The 22591-nt window shown below is 62.4% G+C and carries 20 protein-coding genes and 1 pseudogene; 8 read left to right on the forward strand and 13 right to left on the reverse strand.

Annotation, left to right across the window (positions count from 1 at the left end; all coding sequences use genetic code 11):
• Positions 1-48: 48 nt before the first annotated feature.
• From NLY33_RS02780 to NLY33_RS02795, 4 genes are read right to left on the reverse strand one after another with little or no spacing between them, the layout of a single operon-like run.
• Positions 49-996: a glycosyltransferase family 2 protein gene (locus NLY33_RS02780; RefSeq protein WP_031196277.1), complete on the reverse strand. Its 948-nt coding sequence runs from the start codon at positions 994-996 to the stop codon at positions 49-51.
• Positions 986-1933 (reverse strand): glycosyltransferase family 2 protein, encoded by a 948-nt coding sequence (locus NLY33_RS02785; protein WP_023703568.1) that lies wholly within the window; start codon positions 1931-1933, stop codon positions 986-988. The genes NLY33_RS02780 and NLY33_RS02785 overlap by 11 nt, the downstream gene beginning before the upstream one ends.
• The gene (locus NLY33_RS02790; RefSeq protein ID WP_023703569.1) at positions 1930-2925 is read right to left on the reverse strand and encodes a glycosyltransferase family 2 protein; all 996 of its coding nucleotides are present in this window, start codon (positions 2923-2925) and stop codon (positions 1930-1932) included. The genes NLY33_RS02785 and NLY33_RS02790 overlap by 4 nt, the downstream gene beginning before the upstream one ends.
• Before the next feature lie 44 nt (positions 2926-2969).
• The gene (locus NLY33_RS02795) at positions 2970-4142 is read right to left on the reverse strand and encodes a glycosyltransferase (protein WP_286439494.1); all 1173 of its coding nucleotides are present in this window, start codon (positions 4140-4142) and stop codon (positions 2970-2972) included.
• Between the two features lie 294 nt (positions 4143-4436).
• Between NLY33_RS02795 and NLY33_RS02800 the strand changes: the two are divergent.
• Positions 4437-5486: pseudogene (locus NLY33_RS02800) on the forward strand (polysaccharide pyruvyl transferase family protein); the annotation flags it as partial.
• Positions 5487-5711: 225 nt separating this feature from the next.
• On the opposite strand, the gene NLY33_RS02805 reads toward NLY33_RS02800, so the two are convergent.
• From NLY33_RS02805 to NLY33_RS02845, 9 genes are all read right to left on the reverse strand, one after another.
• Complete coding sequence (locus NLY33_RS02805) at positions 5712-7175, reverse strand: lipopolysaccharide biosynthesis protein (RefSeq protein WP_023703572.1); 1464 nt, start codon at positions 7173-7175, stop codon at positions 5712-5714.
• Positions 7172-8341 (reverse strand): glycosyltransferase, encoded by a 1170-nt coding sequence (locus tag NLY33_RS02810; protein ID WP_023703573.1) that lies wholly within the window; start codon positions 8339-8341, stop codon positions 7172-7174. Before NLY33_RS02810 ends, NLY33_RS02805 begins: the two co-directional genes overlap by 4 nt.
• Before the next feature lie 221 nt (positions 8342-8562).
• Positions 8563-9804, reverse strand: a complete 1242-nt coding sequence (locus NLY33_RS02815) for a glycosyltransferase (RefSeq protein ID WP_023689989.1) — start codon at positions 9802-9804, stop codon at positions 8563-8565.
• A gap of 223 nt (positions 9805-10027) precedes the next feature.
• The gene (locus tag NLY33_RS02820; RefSeq protein ID WP_023668804.1) at positions 10028-11107 is read right to left on the reverse strand and encodes a glycosyltransferase; all 1080 of its coding nucleotides are present in this window, start codon (positions 11105-11107) and stop codon (positions 10028-10030) included.
• 31 nt (positions 11108-11138) lie between these two features.
• Positions 11139-12470: a UDP-glucose dehydrogenase family protein gene (locus tag NLY33_RS02825; RefSeq protein ID WP_023668805.1), complete on the reverse strand. Its 1332-nt coding sequence runs from the start codon at positions 12468-12470 to the stop codon at positions 11139-11141.
• A 55-nt stretch (positions 12471-12525) separates the two neighbouring features.
• On the reverse strand, positions 12526-13425 hold the full coding sequence (exoK, locus tag NLY33_RS02830; RefSeq protein WP_023668806.1) for an endo-1,3-1,4-beta-glycanase ExoK: 900 nt from the start codon (positions 13423-13425) through the stop codon (positions 12526-12528).
• A gap of 121 nt (positions 13426-13546) precedes the next feature.
• Positions 13547-13942: a cytochrome P450 family protein gene (locus tag NLY33_RS02835; protein ID WP_023668807.1), complete on the reverse strand. Its 396-nt coding sequence runs from the start codon at positions 13940-13942 to the stop codon at positions 13547-13549.
• A 127-nt stretch (positions 13943-14069) separates the two neighbouring features.
• Positions 14070-15092: a glycosyltransferase family 2 protein gene (locus NLY33_RS02840; RefSeq protein WP_023703574.1), complete on the reverse strand. Its 1023-nt coding sequence runs from the start codon at positions 15090-15092 to the stop codon at positions 14070-14072.
• Positions 15093-15234: 142 nt separating this feature from the next.
• The gene (locus NLY33_RS02845) at positions 15235-16359 is read right to left on the reverse strand and encodes a nucleotidyltransferase family protein (protein ID WP_023703575.1); all 1125 of its coding nucleotides are present in this window, start codon (positions 16357-16359) and stop codon (positions 15235-15237) included.
• A gap of 485 nt (positions 16360-16844) precedes the next feature.
• Between NLY33_RS02845 and NLY33_RS02850 the strand changes: the two genes are divergently transcribed.
• From NLY33_RS02850 to NLY33_RS02875, 7 genes are all read left to right on the forward strand, one after another.
• The gene (locus tag NLY33_RS02850; RefSeq protein ID WP_023684233.1) at positions 16845-16997 is read left to right on the forward strand and encodes a lasso RiPP family leader peptide-containing protein; all 153 of its coding nucleotides are present in this window, start codon (positions 16845-16847) and stop codon (positions 16995-16997) included.
• 161 nt (positions 16998-17158) lie between these two features.
• Positions 17159-17428: a PqqD family protein gene (locus tag NLY33_RS02855; protein ID WP_245261017.1), complete on the forward strand. Its 270-nt coding sequence runs from the start codon at positions 17159-17161 to the stop codon at positions 17426-17428.
• Between the two features lie 25 nt (positions 17429-17453).
• On the forward strand, positions 17454-17828 hold the full coding sequence (locus tag NLY33_RS02860; RefSeq protein WP_245261015.1) for a lasso peptide biosynthesis B2 protein: 375 nt from the start codon (positions 17454-17456) through the stop codon (positions 17826-17828).
• A gap of 3 nt (positions 17829-17831) precedes the next feature.
• Positions 17832-18860 carry an asparagine synthase-related protein gene (locus tag NLY33_RS29605; RefSeq protein WP_502882064.1) on the forward strand — a complete coding sequence of 343 codons (1029 nt, stop codon included), beginning with the start codon at positions 17832-17834 and terminating at the stop codon, positions 18858-18860.
• Positions 18857-19747: an asparagine synthase-related protein gene (locus NLY33_RS29610; protein WP_502882072.1), complete on the forward strand. Its 891-nt coding sequence runs from the start codon at positions 18857-18859 to the stop codon at positions 19745-19747. The genes NLY33_RS29605 and NLY33_RS29610 overlap by 4 nt, the downstream gene beginning before the upstream one ends.
• Complete coding sequence (locus tag NLY33_RS02870; RefSeq protein ID WP_023707796.1) at positions 19747-20724, forward strand: phosphoenolpyruvate carboxykinase (ATP); 978 nt, start codon at positions 19747-19749, stop codon at positions 20722-20724. Before NLY33_RS29610 ends, NLY33_RS02870 begins: the two co-directional genes overlap by 1 nt.
• A 5-nt stretch (positions 20725-20729) precedes the next feature.
• A complete protein-coding gene (locus NLY33_RS02875) occupies positions 20730-22565 on the forward strand; it encodes an ABC transporter ATP-binding protein (protein ID WP_023703578.1) in 1836 nt (611 codons plus the stop codon).
• Positions 22566-22591 lie beyond the last annotated feature (26 nt).

Consider the following 22591-nt stretch of genomic DNA (forward strand, 5'->3'; position numbering starts at 1 on the left):
TCAGCCTGTTGCAGGCCACGAACAAACGTCTTCATGTACTCGCCCTCCTTACTCCGCGCCGACAGCAAACTGCGCCGCCACCCTTTTGAGGCGGACGGCGATCGGCATCGACATGTGCCTGACAGCCGCCGGATCACTTAGCGCGGTGCGTATCGCTTTCAACGGCGAACGCGCCTTGATGTGCTGGACCAGCGACAGGAACGATGCCGCCTTGCGCAGGCTGCGGGCGCGTTTGGCGAAGGCGGCCGCAGCAGCAGCGTCCATGGAATTGGTCTCGGCGAAGACCGCGTCGGCCTTGCGCATCGCCTCGATATGGTGAAGCTCGAGCACGCGCGAGATCGAGCCCGTGCGGATGTGGTAGATATAGCCGGTCGTCGGCTCGACGACGCATTTTCCGCCCTTGGCCAGCGCGTTGGCGAGCAGGATGTAATCCTCGCCTATGCTCAGACTTTCATCATAGCGAAGCCCGTTTTCGATCAGGAAACGGCGCTGGAAGATCGGCTTGAGATAGCCAAGGTTGAACGTGGATTCGAAAACGATGTTGCCGGCGATGTAGTCGGCGAGCGTGATTTCACGCAGGCCCTCCAGATATTCGGCGGGAAACATCGTCGCTTCGGCAATGCCGTCCTCGCGCACCACCTGGAGGTTGTCGACGGCGATCACAGCGCCCGCGCTTTCGGCCCGCGCGATCATGGCAGAAAGCCGCCCGGGCAGGACGGCATCGTCGGAATCGAGCACCGCGACCCAGCGGCCGGAAGCCAGTTCGAGCCCGGCATTCCTGGCGCCGCCAGGGCCACGATTTGCCGGCAGCGCAACCACTTTGACGACATCTTTTGGATAGGCTCTTGCGACGTCGAGCGTGTTGTCGCGCGACTGGTCATCGGCGACGATGATTTCGACGCTGACATCGCGCTGGGCCATGGCGCTTGCGATCGCCCGGTCGAGCGTGGCCGCGGCATTGTAGGCTGCGATGACAAAGGAGACGTCAGGCTGCACGCTTGCCTCCTTGCTGCGGGGAAGACAGTCCGTATTGGCGAATTTCGCTGATACCGACCAGGCCGCTGACGACGCCGACATGCATGATGCCGCGCAGCACGCTGCGGTTGCGGCGGACCGGGCTAATCGCGGTCAACGCCGCCATGCCGAAGCAATAGACGGCCTTGGCCGAGGCAAGGCCGACAGCCTTCGCACGCTCTATCACGCCTGCGTCATGGCCGATGAGGTGGCCGTGCGTCTGGCCGAAGCGGAAGCGGCGGCGGCGCAGCCAGTCGAAAGCGGCTCGCGAACGCGGCACGACTTCCTCGACCCACGCCTCCGGCGCAAAGGCGATGCGACCGCCTGCCTTGACCATGCGGTTGAAGAATTCGGTGTCCTCGCCGCCGCTCTGGCCGCGCGCCAGGCTGAAACGACGGTCGCGCAAGCTGTCGGCGCTCATCCTCAAAAGGACGTTGCAGGTGTAGCCGGTGCGGATTTCGCCCTGCACCCAGACCGGCAAGGTCGAATGGAAATCGCCCTTGCGCATCCAGTCCGGCGCATCCGGGCGGTAGAGCGCCCGCACCGGACCGAGCACGGCCTCGGCGCCCCTTGTCTCCGCGATAGCAATCAGTTCGGCCAGCCATTGCCGGGAAGCGGTTTCATCGTCGTCGATGAAGGCGACAAAATCGGCCGTGCTGGCATCAAGACAGGCGTTGCGGGCAACCGAGATGTTGCGCGCCGGAGCGTGCCGGTAGCGGGCCACGAGCTTCAATTCGCTCGCCAGCGCGGTCACCAGCGGCTCGGCGGTCGGCTCGTCGTCATTGTCGGCGACGATGACGCCGATGCCGAAACCGGCAGGCATATCCATGGCAGCGAGCGACCGCAGCGTGTCGGCCAGTTCCGGCCGCCGGAACGTGCAGACGCAGATGTCGATTCGGCGGCTGTCGGCGACCATCATGCCACCCCGCGCTGCGATCGCGAGCCGAGCAGTTGCAGCCAAAACCCGAGCGACCAGCCGAAATGCATGACCATCGCCGAAATGCCCGCCAGCACATTGTTGGGATTGCGCTGGCTGATGGCGGTCACAGCGCCGTAGCCCAGACAGACCGAAGTCCAGACCAGCAGCGGCACCGCCGCCAGCCAGTGGATAAAGGAAAATGCGGCGAGAAGGACGACCGGCGCCACCAGCAGCGGGATCATCTGCCGAACTTTCGGGATCATGCGGTGCTTGAGCACATTCTTGGCGCGGCCGCGGCCATAGCCGATATATTGGAAATACAGGCCTTTCAGCGAAGAGCGCGGATAGTAGACCATCTGGGTCTTGCCGCTCATCCAGATGCGGTAGCCAGCCTGGCGCAGCCGGTAGTCGAGTTCGGCATCCTCATTGTGGCTGAAGGTCTCGTCATAGCCGCCCACCGCGGTGAAGGCCGAAATCCGGATCAGCGCGTGATGGCCGTGGTCGACCCATTCGCCGGCCGAGAGGTGCCGGTGCTTGGAGCCGCCGGTGCCGAGCTTGGAATTCTGCGCCGCCGCGACCGCTTTCTGCACCGCGCCGCTGCCGCTGGTCAGCATCGAGACGACGACCGAATCGGCTGAAGTGGCGAGCGCCTCCTCGACCAGCCGGTCGCAATAATCGGCGGGATAGCCGCCGTGGGCATCGATGCGGATCAGGTATTCGGCGCCGTCACCGAGGCTGGCGACGGCGAGATTGATCGCCGCGCTCTGGATACGTTTTGGGTTGTGCAGGAGGACGACCTGAGGGTCCCTGGCCGCAACCGCTTCGACAATGGCCAAAGTACCATCGGTGCTGCCGCCATCGGCAACGACGATGCGGGCGCCGAGCCTTAGCGCTGCCGGCCTGAGCTGCTCGAGCAACGCGCCGATATGGGCTGCCTCATTCAGGCACGGAATGACGATCAGGCTTGGCGGCAGCGCTTCGGTTTGCGTCATCGGCGCCTTCCCATACTCTGTATTTTTCCCATCATCAGCCATCGCTAAGCCAGCGCTTCGGTCACGAAGGGACCGGGGACCGCCGCCAGACCGCGCAACCTGTCGACAAAGGCGCGGCAGTCGCTGCCGTCGTAGCTCCAGGTTCGTGGGTTGCGGGCCAGCACGCGCGCCTTGGCCTTGCCGAAGTGCTCCTGGTCCATGCGGCCGAGCGCGGTTTCCAGGATTTCGGGCGTGGCATCGGAAAGCAGGATGCCAATGTCCTGCTGGTTGAGAAAGCGCCCCGTCTCGGTATTGCCCATCGAGATCGGTACGGCGCCGAAGCGGCAGCCCTCATAGAGGCGGTTGGGCAGCAACCATTCCGAATTCTGCCCTTCCTCGAAGAAATCGATCGCCCAGGAAAAATGCACTTCGCCGTAGATCGCGGCCATGTCTTCCGGGTTGCGGTAGGGGCCACGAAAGGAGAGATAGGGTTCGGCCTCGACAAAAGCGTGGAAATCCGGGAATTCCGAGAGTGCCGGACGGCCCCGGAGGACGACCTCGAAGCGCCCGCCCTGACGGCGCGTGAAGTCGGCCAGCAGCTCCAGCGAGCGGCGGCAGCGCAGCGCGCCGAACCAGCCGATGCGCCACGGGGGTGCTGCAGGGTTTTCGGCCTTTGACCTGTCATCCAAGGCGATCGGCGCGGTTTCGAAGTATTTGTTTTCGACCAGTTCCACCGGTGCGGCGACCTGCCCGAACGGCTTGAAATAATTGGCGATGAAGGCCGGTGAGCTCGTCACCAGAAGCTTCACGTCGCGGGCGAGATAACGCTCCGCTGTGCGCAGTGCTTTGCCCAGCATGTCATTGCGCAGCACCAGGCGATGGATGTCGAGGCATTCGTAGACGATCGGCACGCCGCCGCGAAAGGCGGCCTTGGCGCGCCTGGCCAGCGCCAGCATTTCCAGATTGCGCGCGATGATGAGGTCGGGCTTCGGCATCGCCGCAAGCTTTGAGCCTATCGACAGCGCCGCCTTGGCGACCGCCGCCAGACGCTGGCCGAATCGGCCGTCACGCGTCGCGCCGAGGTCGACCGGCTGCAGCCCCTCGACGTCGGGAACAGCATTTGTGGTCCGACGGAAGCCGGCCAACGTGACCCGCGCGCCGCCTGCCTTGAGCATTATGATCCGCCGGCGCACCGCCGGGTCGGAAACATCGTGCACAAGGTACAAGACATGCAGCATGAAAACTCGACCGCTGTTGGCCCACCCACGGGAATGCTAACCCAGCTTTTGCTGCATCGCAACATTTTTGGTGCGCCGTAGCATAAGTGCACGTTTTTTGTTGCACTGCAAAATTGATGCGTTACCCTCCGTCGGGCTTGAGCGCCGCTCTGGCTGGTCACCCAGCCCGATGCAGCGATGGATTGTGACGCGAGCCGCATCGGGATCGTCCTGGCGTGGGTATTTTCGGTCACCATGCCCGTCCTAGGCACCGCAGGCCACGCCGCGGAATCTGCTGACGAAATGAGGTATCCCATGAAGATCGTCGTTGAAAACACAGTCTGCCTGAATACCGGGGATGCGGCGATTCTGCTGGCGATCCGCCACATTCTCAAGACGATCGTGCAAGGCGACGTGCGGTTTGCCGTCTTCGACAGCCAGCCCGAGGTTGCGGAACGACTCTATCCGAAGACGGATTATCCCGACCTCGAATTCCATAAGCTGCTGTCGGAATCCCTGTTCCGATACAAGAATGGCAGCGGGCTGAGGGACCGGTTCAAGCCGATCTACAATCGGCTCGTTCTCCAGGCCCTGCGCTGGTTTGGCAGCAGCGCGCTAGGCAATTTTTTCAGCCATCGCGACCGGCGCGGTCTCGATATCTACGCCGACGCGGACATGGTGGTCACCACAGGGGGAACCTATCTCGTCGAGAACTACAATCTCGAACGACGCCTCAATCAGTTCAGGCTCGATGCCGTATTTGGCAAAGATCCGGTCTTCTTCACGCAATCCCTCGGTCCGTTCGACAAAAGTTACAACCGCCAGGAGCTTGGCCCGATCTTTGACCGCAGTCCGCTCATCCTGTTGCGCGACGAACGGTCGCGGACCCATATCCGGGACTTGGTGAAGGATCTCGGCAAGTGCCACGTGGTGGCCGATGCCGTATTCGCGTTGGCCGATACCGACAGGATCCGCAAGCGTCTCGCTTCCAGCCAGCCGCCGGCGTCGACGGGCCGCGTCGCTATTTCGGTCCGCCACTGGAACTACGTCAGCGACGGTGAGGGCGGCATGCGCCGCTATCTGGATTCGGTCCGCGAGATCGCCACAATTCTTGTCAGGGACCTTGGCAAGGAGGTGACCTTCGTCTCCACGTGTCAGGGCGTGCCGGAATATGCCCATGACGATTCCAAGACCGCACAGGCCATCGTTGCCGAGCTCGATCCTGAGATCGCCAGCCACGTAACGGTGGACGCTTCGTTCCACACGCCGGACCAGTTGATGGCGCTGGTGAAGGGCTTCGACTTCGTCGTCGCGACGCGCATGCATATGATGATCATGTCGCTTTGCGTCGGCACGCCGGTGCTGCCGATCGCCTACGAGTTCAAAACCAAGGAAGTGGCCAAGCGAATCGGTGTCGACGATGTGCTGCTCGACATCGACACCGTGACGCCCGAAGAGGCACGCGAAAAGCTCGGCCGGTTTGCGGGAAATCTCGACCGCTATCGCAAGACAAGCCTTCAGGCCGTGCTCGAAGAACATGCTTCGGCAATGTCGGCCACAAACCTGCTGGCGCCGCTGATCGCCGGCCGCTCAGCGGATATTGCGCGCGGCGTTGGACAGGGTGGTGAACAAGGCGCGTCGCGACTGCGGGACGGCAAGCATGAAAACGAGACCGATGCCGTAGTTGAGGGCAAGCGCCAAAAAGACCGCGAGCAGGTCTGACTGGCCCGTTAGAGACGCCGGCAACCACAGGTACAGGAACCAGGCAAGCAGGGACGAGGCGATGAAAAGCCCCTGCATGAGCAGGAAGTCGGCGGCGGTCACCGGACCGACGCGATGGACCAGTAGCGCCAGCACGGGAACGCGCAGCACGTAACCGCTGATGGCATAGGCCGCGGCAACGCCGACGGCGCCCCAGTGCAGGCCGACGACGAAGGCAGCGACGGTCGTCAGCGACGAATAGATGCCCCAATGGAACATGGTCTTCGTCTTGCCCTGACAGATGAATATCCATCCCGTCGTGCTTGAAACGGACTGGACCAGGCTGGCGATGCCCAGCCAGGCAAAGATCGGTGCGACCGGTGCCCAGCCCGCGCCGAAGAGAAGTCCGACGATCTGATTGGAGGTCAGCGTCAGCGCCGCGATGCCCGGCATGGTAACGGCCGCCAGCATCCAGTTGGTGCGCACATAGATATTGCGAAAGCGGGCCTTGTCATCGTGGATGCGGCTGAGCAGCGGCACCATGACCCGTGTCAGCGGCTGGTTGATGTTCTGCAGCGGGAACAACAGGAGCTTGTAGGCGCGGTCGTAATAGCCGAGTTCGATCGCACCGGAATATTTTCCGATGAGAATGTTGTCGAGATTGCGCGAGAAGAAGTTGGCGAGGTTGAAGCCGGTCAGGTTGGCGCCGAACGACAATATATCGGCATCGACCTTCAGGTCCGGCCGCAAAGGCGTCCAACGCGCCACCAGCCAGGCGGCAGCCAGGGCGATAGCTGCCGAAACCGCCGGGCCGATGACCAGCGACCAGTAGCCCAACCCCGCATAGGCCGCGATCGCGGCGGCCAGAAGTCCGGCGGCGGCGCTTATCACGTCGTTCAGTGCGAGCTGGCCGAACTGCAGGTGCCGGTTCATCAACGCCAGCGGCACTGCGGCGAGACTGCCGAGAAGCAGCGGCAGGGCGGAGCCAAGGGTGATGCCGGACATACGTTGATCGCCATAGAACGCGGCGATGGCAGGCGCCAGGCCGGCCACTACCACGGCACTACCCAGCCCGACGAGCGCGCTGATCCAGAACACCTGGTTGAGCTGCTGGTTGCTGATGTCCTTGCGCTGAACCACAGCCTGCTGCAGGCCCAGATTCTGAAGCAGCCCGACGAAGGCCACGATCGGCCCGACGGAAGCCACCAGACCGAAATCCTCGGGGACGAGCAGACGGGCCAGCACGATGACGGAGAGAAACTGGATCGCCATCTTGAAGCCCTGGGCGCCGATGGTTACCAGCCCGCCGCGCAGGGCGACACGACCGAACTGGGGGGGCGGATTGGCGTTCATGCAAGCGACCTCGTTTCCCCAAGCCGCATGGCGATTTCCACGAAATGTTGGTTCAGCAGATCGGAGTTGAACTCGGCCTCGATCTTCTTGCGCGCTGCGAGAGCAATCTCTTCACACGGCTTCGGATTCTCGGCGATCCAGGCAAGCTTTCCGGTCAGCGCCGCAACGTCCCGCTCAGCCACGAGAAAACCCGTCTTGTGATCATCGATTAGTTCAGGGATCCCGGAATGATACGTGCTGACCACCGTCAGGCCGGCGGCCATCGCTTCCATCAGGGAAACCGGAATGCCTTCCAGATCGCCATCGCGGGCGCCGACGCTGGGCAGCAGGAACACATGCGCATCGCGCAGACGCTGTTTGACTTCGCTGTGCGGCCGGGGCCCAAGAAAATTCACCCTGTCGGCAATGCCAAGCTCTGCGGCGATCCCGTTCAGCTGCTCGAGAAGTTCTCCGCCGCCGATCACCGAGTAGATCCAGTCTCGCCGCGGCAGGCCAGCAAGCGCGCGAAGCGCATATTCGATGCCCTTCTTTTCAGTCAGGCGGCAGACCGAGATGAAAGAGAGCGTAGCCTGCTCCCATGAACGCCACCGATAGTCGATGTCGCTCGGCCGCACCCCCATATGGTGAACCACAACCTGCTCCGGCGATGCACCGACCTCAATCAAGGCATCGCGGAAAAACGCATTCACCGGCAGTTGAAGAACGCCCTTTTCGAACACAATCTTGTAGCGCGCGAGCGTATTGTCATGCAGCGGTTCGCCGACATCACGGCCGTGAAATATCGTCACCAGGGGAGCGGAAATCCTCCCGCGCTTGATCGCGCGGGCCACGCGCATGCCGTTGTTGCCGAAATGGGCAACGATGACGTCGGCGCCCTGCAGTTTTCGCGCATGAGCAATGTCGATGGCGGTCGAGAGCTTGTCCCAGAACCTGCCGGACCACTTCCTGAGCAGCGGGCGATAGCGACCCAGGCCACCCCACCAGCATACGACCTTTCCTGGCAACGCCCGCCAGCGCGGATCATCGATGTTGCTGTCCCTGCCGAAGGACGTCTCGTTGCAGACGACGCCGACTTCCATGCCGCGCTCAAGGCATCCGGCTATCTGGTCGAGAACAAAGGTTTCGGACAATGAGGGAAACTTGTCGACTACAAAGCAGATCTTCATCGGCAGGATGCGCTCGTCCGGGGAGCCGGTGTCCCTTTGACAAAAGCCGGGCCGAAGACAGGGTGGCGGAAGCACAAGACATGCAGCATGGAACTCTACCGCTGTTGGCCCACCCGCAGGAACGTTAGTACAGGTCTTGCTGCACTGCAACATTTTTGGTGCAGTGTAGCAAGATTTCCCTCAGCTTGGCGTGCCTGCCGATCAAACGCAGAGGAGCAGTGTCAGCCGGCAGATGAAGGATCCGCCAAGCCCTCGGAAACGCCGACATGACCGGTGGGTGCATGCGCAGGGCTCGATGTGGCCAGTTGGGTAACGATCTGCGCAAAACGTTCATTCAGAACATCTGCGTTGAAGTCCTCCTCGACTTTGCGGCGTGCGGCAAGCGCGATACGCTCGCATTCGGTCGGGTGCTCCGCGGCCCAGGCAAGCTTGCCGGCAAGCGCTGAAATATCTCGCTCGGGCGCAAGCAACCCCGTCTCCCCATCCTTGATGAGCTCCGGGATTCCCGAATGATACGTGCTGACCGCAATCAATCCGGCGGCCATGGCCTCCATGAGCGCGACCGGAATGCCTTCCATATCCCCGTCGCTGGCAGTGATACTTGGCAGCAAAAAGAGATGCGCCATGCGAAGCCGTCTTTTCACCTCTGCGTGAGGGAGGCTGCCGAGGAATGTTACGCGACCAGCCAAGCCCAGCTCTACGGCCAGCTTCTCCAGATTCATCCGCAGAGGACCGTCGCCAACAATGTCGTAACGCCAGTCTAGCTGCGGCTGGGAGGCCTTGAGGGAGGCCAGGGCTCGCAAGGCGAACTCGACGCCTTTCTTTTCGACCAGGCGGCAAACCGTCGTCACGACCAGTTGGGTGCCTTCCCACGATTCCCAGCGATAGCCGATTTCGCGGGTGTCAATTCCCATATGGTGGACCGTCGTGCTCGCCTGGGACAGGCCGGCTTCCAGCAGCATCGTGCGGAAGTAATCGTTGACGGGCAGGTTCAGGGTCCCATGCTTGGTCAGCCCGGCATATTGTGTCGCGAGCACTGCCTGCCGCGCCGGGATCGCCACGTCCGCGCCGTGAAAGATGGTTATGATCGGTGGTTTGAGCACCTTCCATTTCTTCAGTGCGGCTGCTCTCTCGCCGTTCTGTCCGAAGTGGGCGACAATCACGTCGCAGCGGTTCAGGCGGCGTGCAAAGGCGATGTCGAGAACGGTCGAGGCCTTGTATCGCAGACGCGGCGGCAGACGCTGTACAAATTTGCTGATTACAGCGGCCCATCGCCACCAATGTCGGGTTCTGGCGAGCAGCGTCGCCATCGGCTCGCTTTGCCGGTCAATTCGGTGGTCACCTTGCATCTTTTCGCAGACCACTTCGACCTGAAAGCCCCGCGCCAGCAGCCCAGCCATCTGGTCCACGACGAAGGTTTCCGAAAGCAGAGGGAATTCGCCGACGACAAAGCCCACGCGCATGACCCGCCCATAAGGTTGGGGCTTGCTCGGACCAAGCGGTCCATATCGCACAAGCCCTAATGTAGACAGGCAGAATACACGTTGATTGCTGCAGTGCCACAAAATATTGCACTGCAGCAATTAAAAGTGATCCGGACGGGCGCACGACGCCTGGACCTGGCTAACGGGAACTTTGCGCGACCACGGTCGTGCAGCGTCTCAGCTGAAATGCAACACGACGCGTTTAGGCTGCGCGCTCCAAACCGACACGTCTTGCGCGGTCGAGAACGCCCATGAACGTTGCGAACTGGCTGTCGGGGTTCATTTGCCGCCGCTCCGAAAACTGACGTGCTGTCGCTGACAGCCGCTTGTACTCGGCCTCATCGCTCCACAGCCGCCTGATCGTTGCGACCCAGTCGGCGAGCGGGGCGTCGTAGTCCAGTACCACGCCGCCGGCGCCGATCGCTTCCGGCAGACCGCCGCGCCGCGAGCCGACCACGGGAATGCCACTACAATGCGCTTCCGAGGCCACCCGGCCCCAGGCTTCTTCCCATTTGCTGGGCGCAAGCAGGATTTTCGTGCGGCCGTAGACCGTCTTCATGTCGCTGGTGCGGCTTTCCAGCTTGACGTTCTGGAGGGGAGAGATTGTTGCTTCGATCCGGGCTCGATGATCGTCGTCGAGCTTCCAGCTTTCGACGAACAGGAACGGGATCTCGGGACAGGCGGCGGCAATGCGCACCGCAAGATCGAAGCCTTTTTCCTCATATGGATTGATGAGCGTGACAAATTCACCGGTCGTCGGTGTGCTGTAGAACGCGGGATTGATGGTCGGCGGAATAACCGTCGAATCGATATCGAATTTTGCCTTATAGGCGCGCGCGGTGAACTCGGAGTTGGCGATATAGACCGCCGAATGGAGCTCACGCAGATCGCCGGCCAATTCGTCGAATTCGACATTCCTCAGATAGACGGTCAGCGGCACGCCAAGCCTCTGCAGCTCTCTGCCGATCGGCACCGAATTGTGGCACTGCACGACCGCGACATCCGGCCTCAACTTTTTGACGGCGAAGTCGGCCGCTTCCCAGGGGAACCACGCCCGTACAACCGGATAGCCCGGGAAATTGTCGATGACCGCGCGCTGACGAAGGAGCTTCATCTTGGCGCGCGCCCTGAAGCCGAACATGCCGTCGCCGAACAGGGCTGCCAGAACGGATGCCTCGTGACCGTTTTCGCGCAATTGCTCGACCAGGTGGTGGGTGCTCGACTGGACGCCCCCGCTGAATTGCGGCGTGTAGCCGGTGCCGCCTGCAAACAGAACTTTCATGAACCTGGCTCCGCGTTGTGCCGCCCTGCCTTCACGCCGCCATCCTGCCGATCGAGAAATACTCGATGCCGTGACGGGCGATGACCTTGGGATCATAGAGGTTACGGCCATCGAAGATGACCGGCGTGGTCAGGGCATCCTTCACCGCGTCGAAGGACGGGGCGCGGAAACTCTTCCATTCGGTGGCGATCAGCAACGCGTCGGCGCCGCGCAGTGCCGCCTCCTTGGTGCCGCACAACAAAAGGTCGTCGCGCAGGCCGTAGATGGCCTGGCATTCCTGCATCGCCTCGGGGTCGTAGGCCTGCACATTGGCGCCGGCCTGCCACAGCGCCTCCATCAGGACGCGCGCCGGCGCCTCGCGCATGTCGTCGGTGTTGGGCTTGAAGGCGAGGCCCCAGAGCGCGAAGGTCTTGCCCTTGAGACTGCCCTTGAAATAACGGTGCACCTTGTCGAACAGCACCGACTTCTGGGCATTGTTGCGCTCCTCCACGGCGCGCAGCAGCTTGGCGTCGAACTTGACACCTTCGGCGGTCTTGATCAGCGCGCGGACATCCTTGGGAAAGCACGAACCGCCATAGCCGAGGCCGGGATAGATGAAGTGGTAGCCGATGCGCGGATCCGAGCCGATGCCCTTGCGTACCTCCTCGATGTCGGCGCCGAGCTGCTCGGCCAGATTGGCCATTTCGTTCATGAAGGAGATCTTGGTCGCCAGCATGCAGTTGGCGGCGTACTTCGTGAATTCGGCGCTGCGCACGTCCATCACGATCATCTTCTCGTGGTTGCGGTTGAACGGCGCGTAGAGCTCCCGCATCACCGCCTCGGTGCCCTCGCTGTTGGTGCCGACAATGATGCGGTCAGGCTTCATGCAGTCGGCGACGGCGGAACCCTCCTTGAGGAACTCAGGATTGGAAGCGACGTCGAAAGCCAGGTCCTGGCGCCCGCGCGCCTTCAGCGTCGCGGCGATTTTGGCCTTCACCTTTTCGCAGGTGCCGACCGGCACGGTCGACTTGCCGACGACGATCTTGGGACCGTCCATTTCGCGGCCGATGGTCTCGGCCACCGCCAGCACATATTTGAGGTCGGCCGAACCATCTTCGCCGGGTGGCGTGCCGACCGCAATCATTTGGATCTCGCCATGCTTGACGCCGGCGGCGGCATCGGTGGTGAACTTGATGCGGCCGGCGGCGTGGTTCTCCTTGACCAGGGCCTCCAGTCCCGGTTCGAAAATCGGCACCAGGCCCTGGTTGAGCCGCTCGACCTTCTTTTCATCGACATCGACGCACACCACCTGGTGCCCGACCTCCGCCAGCACCGCGGCCTGCACGAGACCGACATAGCCAATTCCAAAGACCGTCAAATTCATTCGGGTTAATTCCTGTTCACGCCCTTTGGCCTTATATAGCCGGGCCGGTTCAGATCTACTTTATGCTGCTTACACTGCATGCCAGCGATTCCGGAAACTGGCACGGCTGGCCGAGCGCGGTGAAGGCGACGCGCTGCACCTGCATCGTCACCTGGCGGCCGGGGTCCGAAAAGGCGCCCATCCAGTTTTTCAGCGTGTCGCTGCCCCAGAGGCTGAAGAATATCTTCTGCGAGTGGGTCGGCAATTGCTCGGGATTGGTCACTTCCTGGACCAGCTTGCCGTTGACGTACCAGCGCAGCCGGTCCTTTTCCCAGATAAAGGCATAGTCGTTGAAGCCCTTGTCGGCGCCGCCTTCGACCTCGGCCAGCTTCTCGTTCTTGGGCTTGCCGGCGATGTAGCTGTTGACCTGCACCTTGGATGTATCCTTGGTCAGCACCTCGAAGTCGATCTCATACCAGGGCTGTTTGTCGGCAGGGCCGATATAGGTGAAGAAAGCGGCGTTGAGACCGGATCCGGTGTCGGTCTTCATCCGTGCTTCATAGGTCCCATAGCCGAAGCGCTGCTTGGTCTGGATCTCGGCGCAGGCGAACTCGCGGTCCTTCAGTTTGCGCTTTTCGAAGCCGAGCGTCAGCATGTTGTCGGAAAATTTTACCAGGCTTTTCGACCAGGTGCAGTTCTGGTGATTGCCGTTCGACCAACCGTCGGAGACATACCAGCGCGAACGATCGAAACTCTTGAAATCGTCGACGAAGGACGGTGCGCTTTGCATCTCCGGGGAGGCGTCCTGGGCGCGGGAGGGGTGGGCGGCGCCGAGCAGAGCTGCGGCTGCCGCCAACAGAAGCGCACCAACGGATAGAAGACGCGTTGGGTTTACAAGACGCATTGGCCGATTTGGCCGCGTCGAAATCATGGCATCGATTGCCGCCATGGGCGTCGTCTTCGGATCTGCGTTCATATCAATTCACCTTTGTGCTGTTCCGCCCCAACCCAAAGTCACCGATTGGCCCACATTGCTAACGGGCCGATCCCGATCCTCCGTCCCCGAACTTTCTCTTCTGTGTCTCGTGTGACCGTGTTCAGCCGAAGCGACCTGCGGGTTTGACATATTCCCCGTGCGAATCAGAACTCTGGCCATCCTCGCCGACGATCGCGTCGAGTGAATGACGCAGTTCCTTCATCCGGCTCGTCTGGCGCACCAGCTCGGCGATGCGCTGTTCGCAGTTCAGGATGGACTTCGTCAGCTCGCCGACTTCCGACAGCTTGCGTGCCGACGCCGAGCCGTTCTCCATCGACTCGACCAGGAAGGCCGCGTTGGTGGACTTCGACCGGTAGCGGGCCTCCAACCCGGTCTTCTCGGCCGCAATCTCGGCCGTGATCTGATCCAACAGCTTTGCCAGACGGTCGAAACGCGCCAGATCGGTCTGCTTGTCGCGCGCTGGGTCCCTGGACCTGAAGCCGAAAATTGAAGCCATCCGGTTGGCCTTCCAAAATTGCTGCACCGCAACATACAGTGCCATCGTCGGGGCGTGTAGGCAACCTCCGAGTTTCAGAAAGGCAATTTTTTCAGCCTTGCGGCCGCCGTCCCGGACTTGGCGGAGCCTACTTTTGCGCCGCCGTGTTGGTAGCGGCCATGAGGAAGCGCAAGGGCGGCACCGGCTGCTGCCGCGGGGACAGACCGGCGTGGCGAAACAACGCATCGAGCTTGTCGGCGGCCACGCCGACAACGATGGGAATGAAGTTCGACTGGCTGGCCAGCGCATAGGCGGCGGCAGACGCCATGCCGCGCTCGGCCTTCACATCGAGGAAATTGCGCAGCCGGTATTTGTCACGCACATGCCGCTCGTGCTTGCGCAGCAGGGCCTTGGAGCCTTCCGGCAGGCTGTCGATCTCGAGCAGTGCCAGATCCGCATCGGCGAGGCGCTTCAGATCCTGTGTCTTGTGGCGCCCGCTCAACGAATCGGCGCGCACGATCGCGCCATAGCCGCAGGAACGGATGACCTTGAAGCGTGCGCCAAGGGCAAAGGCGCGAGCGTAGAGTTCGTAATCTTCGCCGAGACGCAGGTTCTCGTCGTAACGCAGCCCATGCCTGTCGAGGAAAGCTCTTGATATCACCGGCTTGAGAAAGCCGAGTTCGCCGCGCTGGACACGCCGTCTGGAGATGTTGCCCTCGATGAATCGCTCGAAGTCGAGGAATTCCGGGTCCGCCGAAAAGGACGGGGCGACGATCTTCGAGACATCGGTCGCCGTATCGTCACGGATCAGCATGATGTTGTCGGCGGCGAAATCCCAGTCGGCGCTGGCAAACAGCTGGCGAAACCGTCCCTGAAGGAAGAAATCGTCGGCGTCGAGAATGCTGATGAAAGGTGATTTCGACCCGGCAATGGCGGTATTGCGGGCGAAGGACGGGCCGCGATTGGCGTCGAGCCGGATGACCGAAAGCCGGCCGCTGCCATCGTCGGCAGCGCTGGCCACCTTTGCGGTGTCATCGGTGGAGGCGTCGTCGACGACGACGACTTCCGCCACCTCCGGCTCGCGCAGCGCCGAGGCGATGGCTGCGGGAATGGTCCGGGCCGCGTTGCGCGCCGCGATGATCACGCAGACCCGGGATTCTGTCATGGACATAGGGTGGCCTTTCGATTGCATAAAGTGTCGCGAGGCCCCTCGCCCTCCCGGCGCGCGGCGCCGGACCCCGATCCATCCCCCGATCCATCCCCAGCGGATCGGGACGGAACGTTATCTGCCTGCTGCATGACGACCCTCATCGTCACCGGCTTTCCCGCTCGAAAATCCGCCGGCTGAGGTCGGCTGACGCGGCCCAGCCGGCCTCGGTCAGATAGCGGACAGGTTCGCGGCCGCACAATTCCCACAAAACGGTGCGCCGTTGCGGCCATCTGAGCGACGACAGCCACGGCGCGATGACCATGTGGAACAGGTCTTCATTGCCGATGCGTGAGAGGATCCTGGTGGCCCGATCCGACAGCAGCGTGCCGGCGCCACCAAGCACCACATCGGCGGCGCGCAGGCCCAGCAGCAGGGTGTCAGCCAGCCCCTGCTCGGCCGCGTAGTCGAGCACAGTCTGCTGCTCGGCCTCGCTCAGCCGACCGGCAGCGGCCCGGACATCGCAGACATAGCCCGCGCACGGCTCGCGGTTGAACAGCGCCTTTGCGACACTGATGCAGGACAGAAGCAAAGTGTCGGAGGCCGAGATGAACGGCACGCTGGAGCCGGCGATCGCAAGCGCGCGCTTGCGGCGCAGGAACCCTTCCGTATCGCGCGGGCTGGGCGATCCCGGCTGCTGGAGCCGGTAATGGAGATCGACGGTGGACAATTTCCGACCTTGGCTGCGAACCATGTGCTGCTCGCCCAGAAAGCGCACCCACCAGACGGAGCGGGACTTGCCGGCGACCTCGTAGCCGATCGAGCGCAGCGCATCACGAGCTCTAAAGAAGCCGGCCGGCGACACCAATATGTCGACATCTCCGGACGGCTTCATGAAATGGTCGCCATAGAGCAGTTGCTGCTGGAGGGGGCCCTTCAGGAAGACGAAATCGATGCTGCTGCCGCGCAGCGCCTTGTCGATGGCCATCGAATCCATGATGCCGGACGAGTTCATCGCAATCGTGCGCCGGCGATAAGTGTCGAGCCACTCGAGCAATCCCGGCGGCGTCTCGCCCGCCGGTGGGCGCGACAGCGCCTTCAGCATGAAGGTGGCGACCTTGTTCAGCCTGGCGATATCGCAAACATCGGCAACGGAGATGGCCGGTGCAGGCGCGGCGCTGGGGCTCGCCCTGGAGGCGAAGAACAGCCGCAGGCAAGCCTGCACATAGGCCACTTCGTCGGCGCAGCCAGCGGCGCGCAACCTTTCGAAGGTCCCTTCCTGCAATGCCATATGCTGCAGCATCTCCGCAAAAAATTCGCCAGGCGCGTTATATTGCAACTGCGAAGCAAAGCATCGCCAAATTCATGCGCCGCGTCCAGTTTTTCCTTTGGCGCCAATTTTCCTGCAACCTGAACGTTTCGCAACACAGTCCTACAACGAGATGCAAGGCGCCGCCTGATCGGGGCTTGTGGCGGGTACGTCAGCAACAATTTTGTGGGAATGCGCCAGCGCCCAAGTGAGGAGCATTCGAAGGAAAACTTAACGTAATTAAATCAGATACTTAGTTGATGGCCTCGGACACTCTGCTGAATTCTCCTGGGATGTGAAAATGCAAAGCGCTTTGATCACCATTGAAGGGAGTCGCAACCGAGAATTGATTAACGGCTGGTAAATCAGGCTTGACTCATAAATGCTGCCATGCAGCTATTGCGGTGCAGCAATAGCTCGCTGCCGGCAATCGACAGGCCGCTTCCAGTCCACAAGTGGAGAGTAAATTGGAACAGAATGTTGAAAAGCATGAGTACGAAACCCCTAGCCTGACGGTCCACGGCTCGATCGAGACCATCACGCAAGGCGGTAGCGGTACTACGGCACTCGACGCCTCGTTTCCGGCACATACGCCGGTCGGCGAACTCACCTTCTCCTGAGTATTCTCTCGTTGGGGTGACAAAGTCCGGACTCTGCAAACAGAGCGCACTAAGGAGAGTCGGGGGTCAAACCCCGGCTCTCGCGTCTTTGTCCGGAATTGCCGAAGCGTTGGTTGTGAGCGAGGTTTAGGATGGACTGGAACCCCACGGACCATGATCGGATGAGCGCGAGCAAGGATGCCGTGGCCTGCGAATTCGGCAACGGCCTGGCGCTGCTCGATATGAGGTCCAACATCTATTACAGCCTGAACAGCGTCGGCGCCTTTATCTGGGAGCTGATCCAGGAGCCGCGGCCGATTTCCGAAATCCGCAGCGCCGTGCTGGATCGCTACAATGTCGATCCGGAACGCTGCAAGGCCGATGTCGATGGATTGTTGAAGGGCTTGGCGGACGCCGGGCTTGCGAGGCTCCATGATGAGGAACTTGTCTAGAGCTTTCTCACTGAGCGGGCCGGAGATGCTCTTTCTCGCCCACTGCCTTGCGGTGGTCGTGGCGGTGCGGCTGGGGCTGACGCTGCTTTCCTACAACAAAGTGCGCCGCATGGTGACCCGGCTCGACGCGCGCGAACCAGCCGACATCGGCGATCTCAGGCGTGTCGCCTGGGGCGTGGCTGCGGCTGCCCGCCTGGTGCCTGGCGCAAGCTGTCTGACCCAAGCGCTTTCCGGCCAATATTTGCTTGCCCGCCAGGGCAACGCCTCAAAAATCCGCATCGGCATCGAGCGCGATACCGGCACCGAGTTGAAGGCGCATGCCTGGCTGGTCAGCGGCGACCATATCGTGCTCGGCGGCTCGCTTGGCAGGTTTAACCATCTCGTCGACCACGGCCAGTGAGCGATGAGCGGCGTCGCCGGAATTCTGCTGAGGCAGGAAGGCAAGCCGGCCGCCGCGGCCGACATCCAGCGCATGCTTGCCCGCATGCAACATCGCGCGCCTGACGGCAGTTCGTGGTGGATGGACGAGGGCGTCGTTCTTGGCCACGCCTGGCTCAACACCACCGATGAAGCCGGCCCCGGCCCGCTGACCATGGCCGGCGGCAAGCTCGCGATCACCGCGGACTGCCGGCTGGACAATCGCGACGAATTGCTGGCCAGGCTTGGCATCAGGGACAGTTCGGTTGCCGACGCCGTGCTGTTGATGCGCGCCTATCTGCGCTGGGGCGAAGCCTGCCCCGAGCATCTGCAAGGCGACTTCGCCTTTGCCATCTGGGATGGCGAGCGCCGGCAGCTGTTTTGCGTGCGCGACCATTTCGGCGTCAAACCGTTCTACTATCATTCGAGCGACCGGCGCTTCGTCTTTGCCTCGGAGATCGGGCCGATCCTCGATGTCGGCGGCGTCGACATGCGCATCAGCGAACACCAGATTTCCGGCTTCCTCGCCGGGCTGCCCGACGATCCGCAATCGACAGCCTATGCCGATATCTTCCGCCTGCCGGCGCGCCACAGTCTGACCGTGACCGGCAAACAGGTGGTGCTGCGTCGCTACTGGCAGATCGAACCCTCGCCAAGGCCGATGCGATCGGATACGGTCGAGGAATTCCGGCATCTGTTCTCGCAATCGGTCCGCAACCGCATGCGCGGCACGCCTGCGGTCGGCGCAATGCTGAGCGGAGGGCTCGATTCCTCCTCGATCGCCTGCGTGGCGGGCCTTCAGAATGCCGCGCAGAGAAAGCCGAGGCTGCCGACGTTTTCGCTGGTGTTCGAAAAGGGTTCGCCGATGGACGAGCGGCCTTTCATCGAGGCAGTGCTTGGACAGGAGAAGGTCGACGGCACTTTGATTTCGGTCGGCAATTATGCCCCTTCGCCGAATTCGACCGCATCCTGGAGGAGCAGGAAGAAACGTTTCTTGCGCCCGGCCTGTCGCTGACCCGCGACATCTACAGGACCGCCGGCGGCAAGGGCATGAAGGTTCTGCTCGACGGCCATGGAGGCGACGAGGTGGTTTCGCAGGGCCACGGCCATCTGCACGAACTCGCCTATGCCGGCAAATGGATGGAGCTGTGGCGCGAGCTGCGCAGCGCCTCCAACACCTATGGCGATGGCATGCTCGGCCTCTACTACCAGTTCCTTACCCTTTACGGGCCGGCCTGGCGCATCGCGAGAATCAAGCGGTTCGCGAACCGCGTGCTTGGCAAATTGCGGCGCCATCCCACTGGGCGGCCGGCGACGAGCTGGCGCGCCCTGATCAATCCGGACCTGGCGATGCGTACCGACCTCGTCGAACGGTTCCGCAGGGCCGGCTACATGTCGCCCGCGGTCAGCGCCAGCGAGACCTTGACCCATCGCTGGCTGCTGTCGAACGGCATGGTGCCGCACGCCTTCGAGGTACTCGACAAGGCGGCGGCGAATTTCGGCGTCGAGCCGCGCTACCCCTTCTGGGACAAGCCTCTGGTCGAGTTCTGCCTGGCACTGCCCGGCGCGGAAAAGCTGAACCAGGGCTTTGGCCGCTCGGTGTTGCGCCGTGCCATGGAAGGAATTTTGCCCCCGGCGGTGCAGTGGCGGCGCGACAAGATCGATTTCACCTCCAATTTGGTCAAAGGCATGCTGGGCAACCACCGCGATCTCCTGGACAAGGTGCTGGTGAAAGATGCGGCGCGGATTGCCCCTTACGTCAACCTGCCTGAGGTGACCGCCGCCTATGGCCGCATTTCCAGCCAACCCGAGGCCGCGACCTTGCCCGATGTCCAGTATGTATGGCGTTCGATTTCGCTATCGTTGTGGCTGCGGCAGGTGCAACAGCGCGGGAGCCACTGATGATGCCGGCCAACATGCCACTCACCACCGATTCGATCCGCGATGCCGGCCATCCCAAGGCTCGCGCGCAACGCTTCTACAGGGCTTATGGCCTGACGATCGGTTCGCAGGTCGAATTGCCCGAGCTGGAGCCGAGCGCGCCGGCGGCGGTCGATGTGGTGATTACAGTCGGCCCGATCGACTTGCCAAAACCCTCGCCCGAGACCGGAACTGCTTTCCGCTTCGAGGCGCGGCAGCAATATCTGGCATGGCAGACGGTCGGCGCATTCCTGATTACCGATGCCTGCCGCATCGAGGTGGAGCCGGCGCCTGATGTCGACGATGCACTGCTGGCGTTTCCGCTGCTCGGTCCGGTCATGGCACTGCTCCTGCACCAGCGCGGCCTGCTCATCCTGCACGCCAGCGCCATTGCCGTCGGCGTCAAAAGCGCTGTTTTCATGGGCGACAAGGGCGCCGGGAAATCGACGACGGCGAGCGCGATGATCCGCGCCGGCCATCGCTTGCTGACCGACGATGTCGTGGCGCTCGATCTCACGGACCGGCCGATGATCGTTCCGGGTTTTCCGCAGTTGAAGCTCGCCGCTGATGCCGCCGCCGCGTTTCCCATCCGCCAGGCAGAAATACGCCCGCAGGTGCATGCGGCGATCCACAAGATGCAGCATCGCCTGCACGCCGGATTTGCGGCAGACGCGGTGCCGGCGACCCGGATCTATATCCTCGAGCGCAGCGACAAGGCAGCGATCACGCCGCTGCCAGGCATCGGCGCCCTGCCGGCAATCATCAAATTTTCCTATGTGACGCGTTTCGGCCGTCCAGCCCTGGTCGGCGATTTTGCCACGACACATCTTCGCCAATGCGCCGCCCTGGCCAGCCAGATCGGCGTCTGTCGCCTCGAAGTGCCCACCGGGCTCGACCGTATCGGCGAAGCCGTCGCCCTGATCGAAAACGATCTGGCGGCCGACAAAGGGCCGCGGTGACTGACATGTCCGCATCGCAGATCCTGCGCTTTTCGTTTTACCGCGATGTCGCCGGCTTCGGCGCCGCCATGGCCCGGATCGGCGGGCGCAGGACCTTCACGGCATTGCTGTTCCTGATCCTGGGAAGCCTGACCGAAGGCATCTCGATCCTGCTTCTGGTGCCGCTGCTGCATCTGGTCGGGCGACCCGAGCAGAATTTCGCGGTCAGGTTGCCTGACCGCGACTGGGTGCGCTGGCTGGCTCCGGACGGAACGCTGCAATTGACCACGGTGCTTTGCCTGCTGGTCGGGCTTGTCGCGCTGCAGGCAGCGTTCAACCGCTATAAATCCGTCTACATGGCGCGACTGCTGCTCGACTTCATCAATCGCCTGCGCATGAACCTGTTCGAGAGCATCGGCAAGGCGCGGTGGGGGATATTCGCGCGCATGCGCAGCTCCGATCTCGACCATGCGCTGACCGGCGATATCGACCGCGTGCAGTCGGCGGCGTTCTCGCTGCTGATGCTGGTGCAGATCGCCGTGCTTCTGGCGGGTTATCTCGTTGTCTCGCTGTTCATTTCGCCAGTGATGACGGCGTTTGCCATTGTCGTCGGCATCGTCACCTTCCTGGCACTGCAGCCGTTTCGGGCACGAGCCAGCGCCTTCGGCCGGGTCTTGACCAGCAATCGCCAGGAGCAGTACCGAACGGTCTCGGAGTTCCTCGGCGGCATCAAGGTGGCCAAGAGCCTGAATGTCGAGGCGACCTATTACGCGCAGCTTCGCGCGACGCTGGAGAAGATGAAGGCCGACAACATCAACTATGTGCGCAACAGCACCATCGGCACCGCGCTGTTCCAGGTCGCCAGCGTCATTGGTCTGAGCCTGTTCATCTATGTCGCCCTGGTCCGCTTCAACCTCTCACTGGCCGAGATCGTAGTCTTGCTTCTGGTGTTCATGCGCATCGCGCCGCGTTTCATGGACATGCAGATGCAGGCGCAGCAGGTGCTGATCAATCTGCCGGCCTATGCCTCGATGCGCGACATGCAGGCGCGTTTCGATGCCGAAAGCGAGCCGGCAAACCTCGAATCGGATGCCAAGCTGTCGCTCGATGTCGGGCTCAACATCCGCAACGTCTCCTTTGCCTATGAGGCCGGCGGCAAGCCGGTGGTGAGCGATGTGACGTTTGGCCTTCCCGCCGGCAAGGTAACGGCGCTGATCGGTCCGTCAGGCTCGGGCAAGAGCACGCTTGCCGACATGCTGCTTGGCCTGCTCGAACCGAGCGAGGGCAAAATCCTGGCCGATGGCGTCGAGATCGGCGCCGCCAACCGCCGGCGCTGGCGCGACCAGGTGGCGTATGTGCCGCAAGACGTGTTCCTGCTGCACGATACGATCGCCGCCAATCTGCGCCTTGCCGCGCCGCAAGCCAGTGACGCGGAGCTGTGGACTGCACTGCGCGCTGCGCATGGCGCCGACTTCGTCGAGCGGCTGGAGTTGCGGCTCGACACGGTGGTCGGCGACCGCGGCGTCCGGCTCTCGGGCGGCGAACGCCAGCGCATCGCGCTGGCGCGCGCGCTGCTGCGCAAACCTTCGCTGCTCATTCTCGACGAGGCGACCAGCGCGCTCGACTGGCAGAACCAGTCCCTGATCGCCAAATCGATCGACGGCTTGCGCGGATCGATGACGATCCTGACCATTGCGCACAGGCCATCGATGATCGCCTTCGCCGACTGGGTGGTTGCAGTCGAAAACGGACGAATCGTCGAAGTGGGGCAATATCAGAGGTTGAAAGCGAAGGCCGGCAGCCGCCTGTCGAAAATGCTTTCAGGCGAGCAATCGGAACCCGAGCCGGCCGAAGCAGGCTGAGTCCGGCTGCAAGATGATCCGAGGCC

It is taken from the genome of Mesorhizobium sp. C432A (assembly GCF_030323145.1).
Taxonomy (GTDB): Bacteria; Pseudomonadota; Alphaproteobacteria; order Rhizobiales; family Rhizobiaceae; genus Mesorhizobium.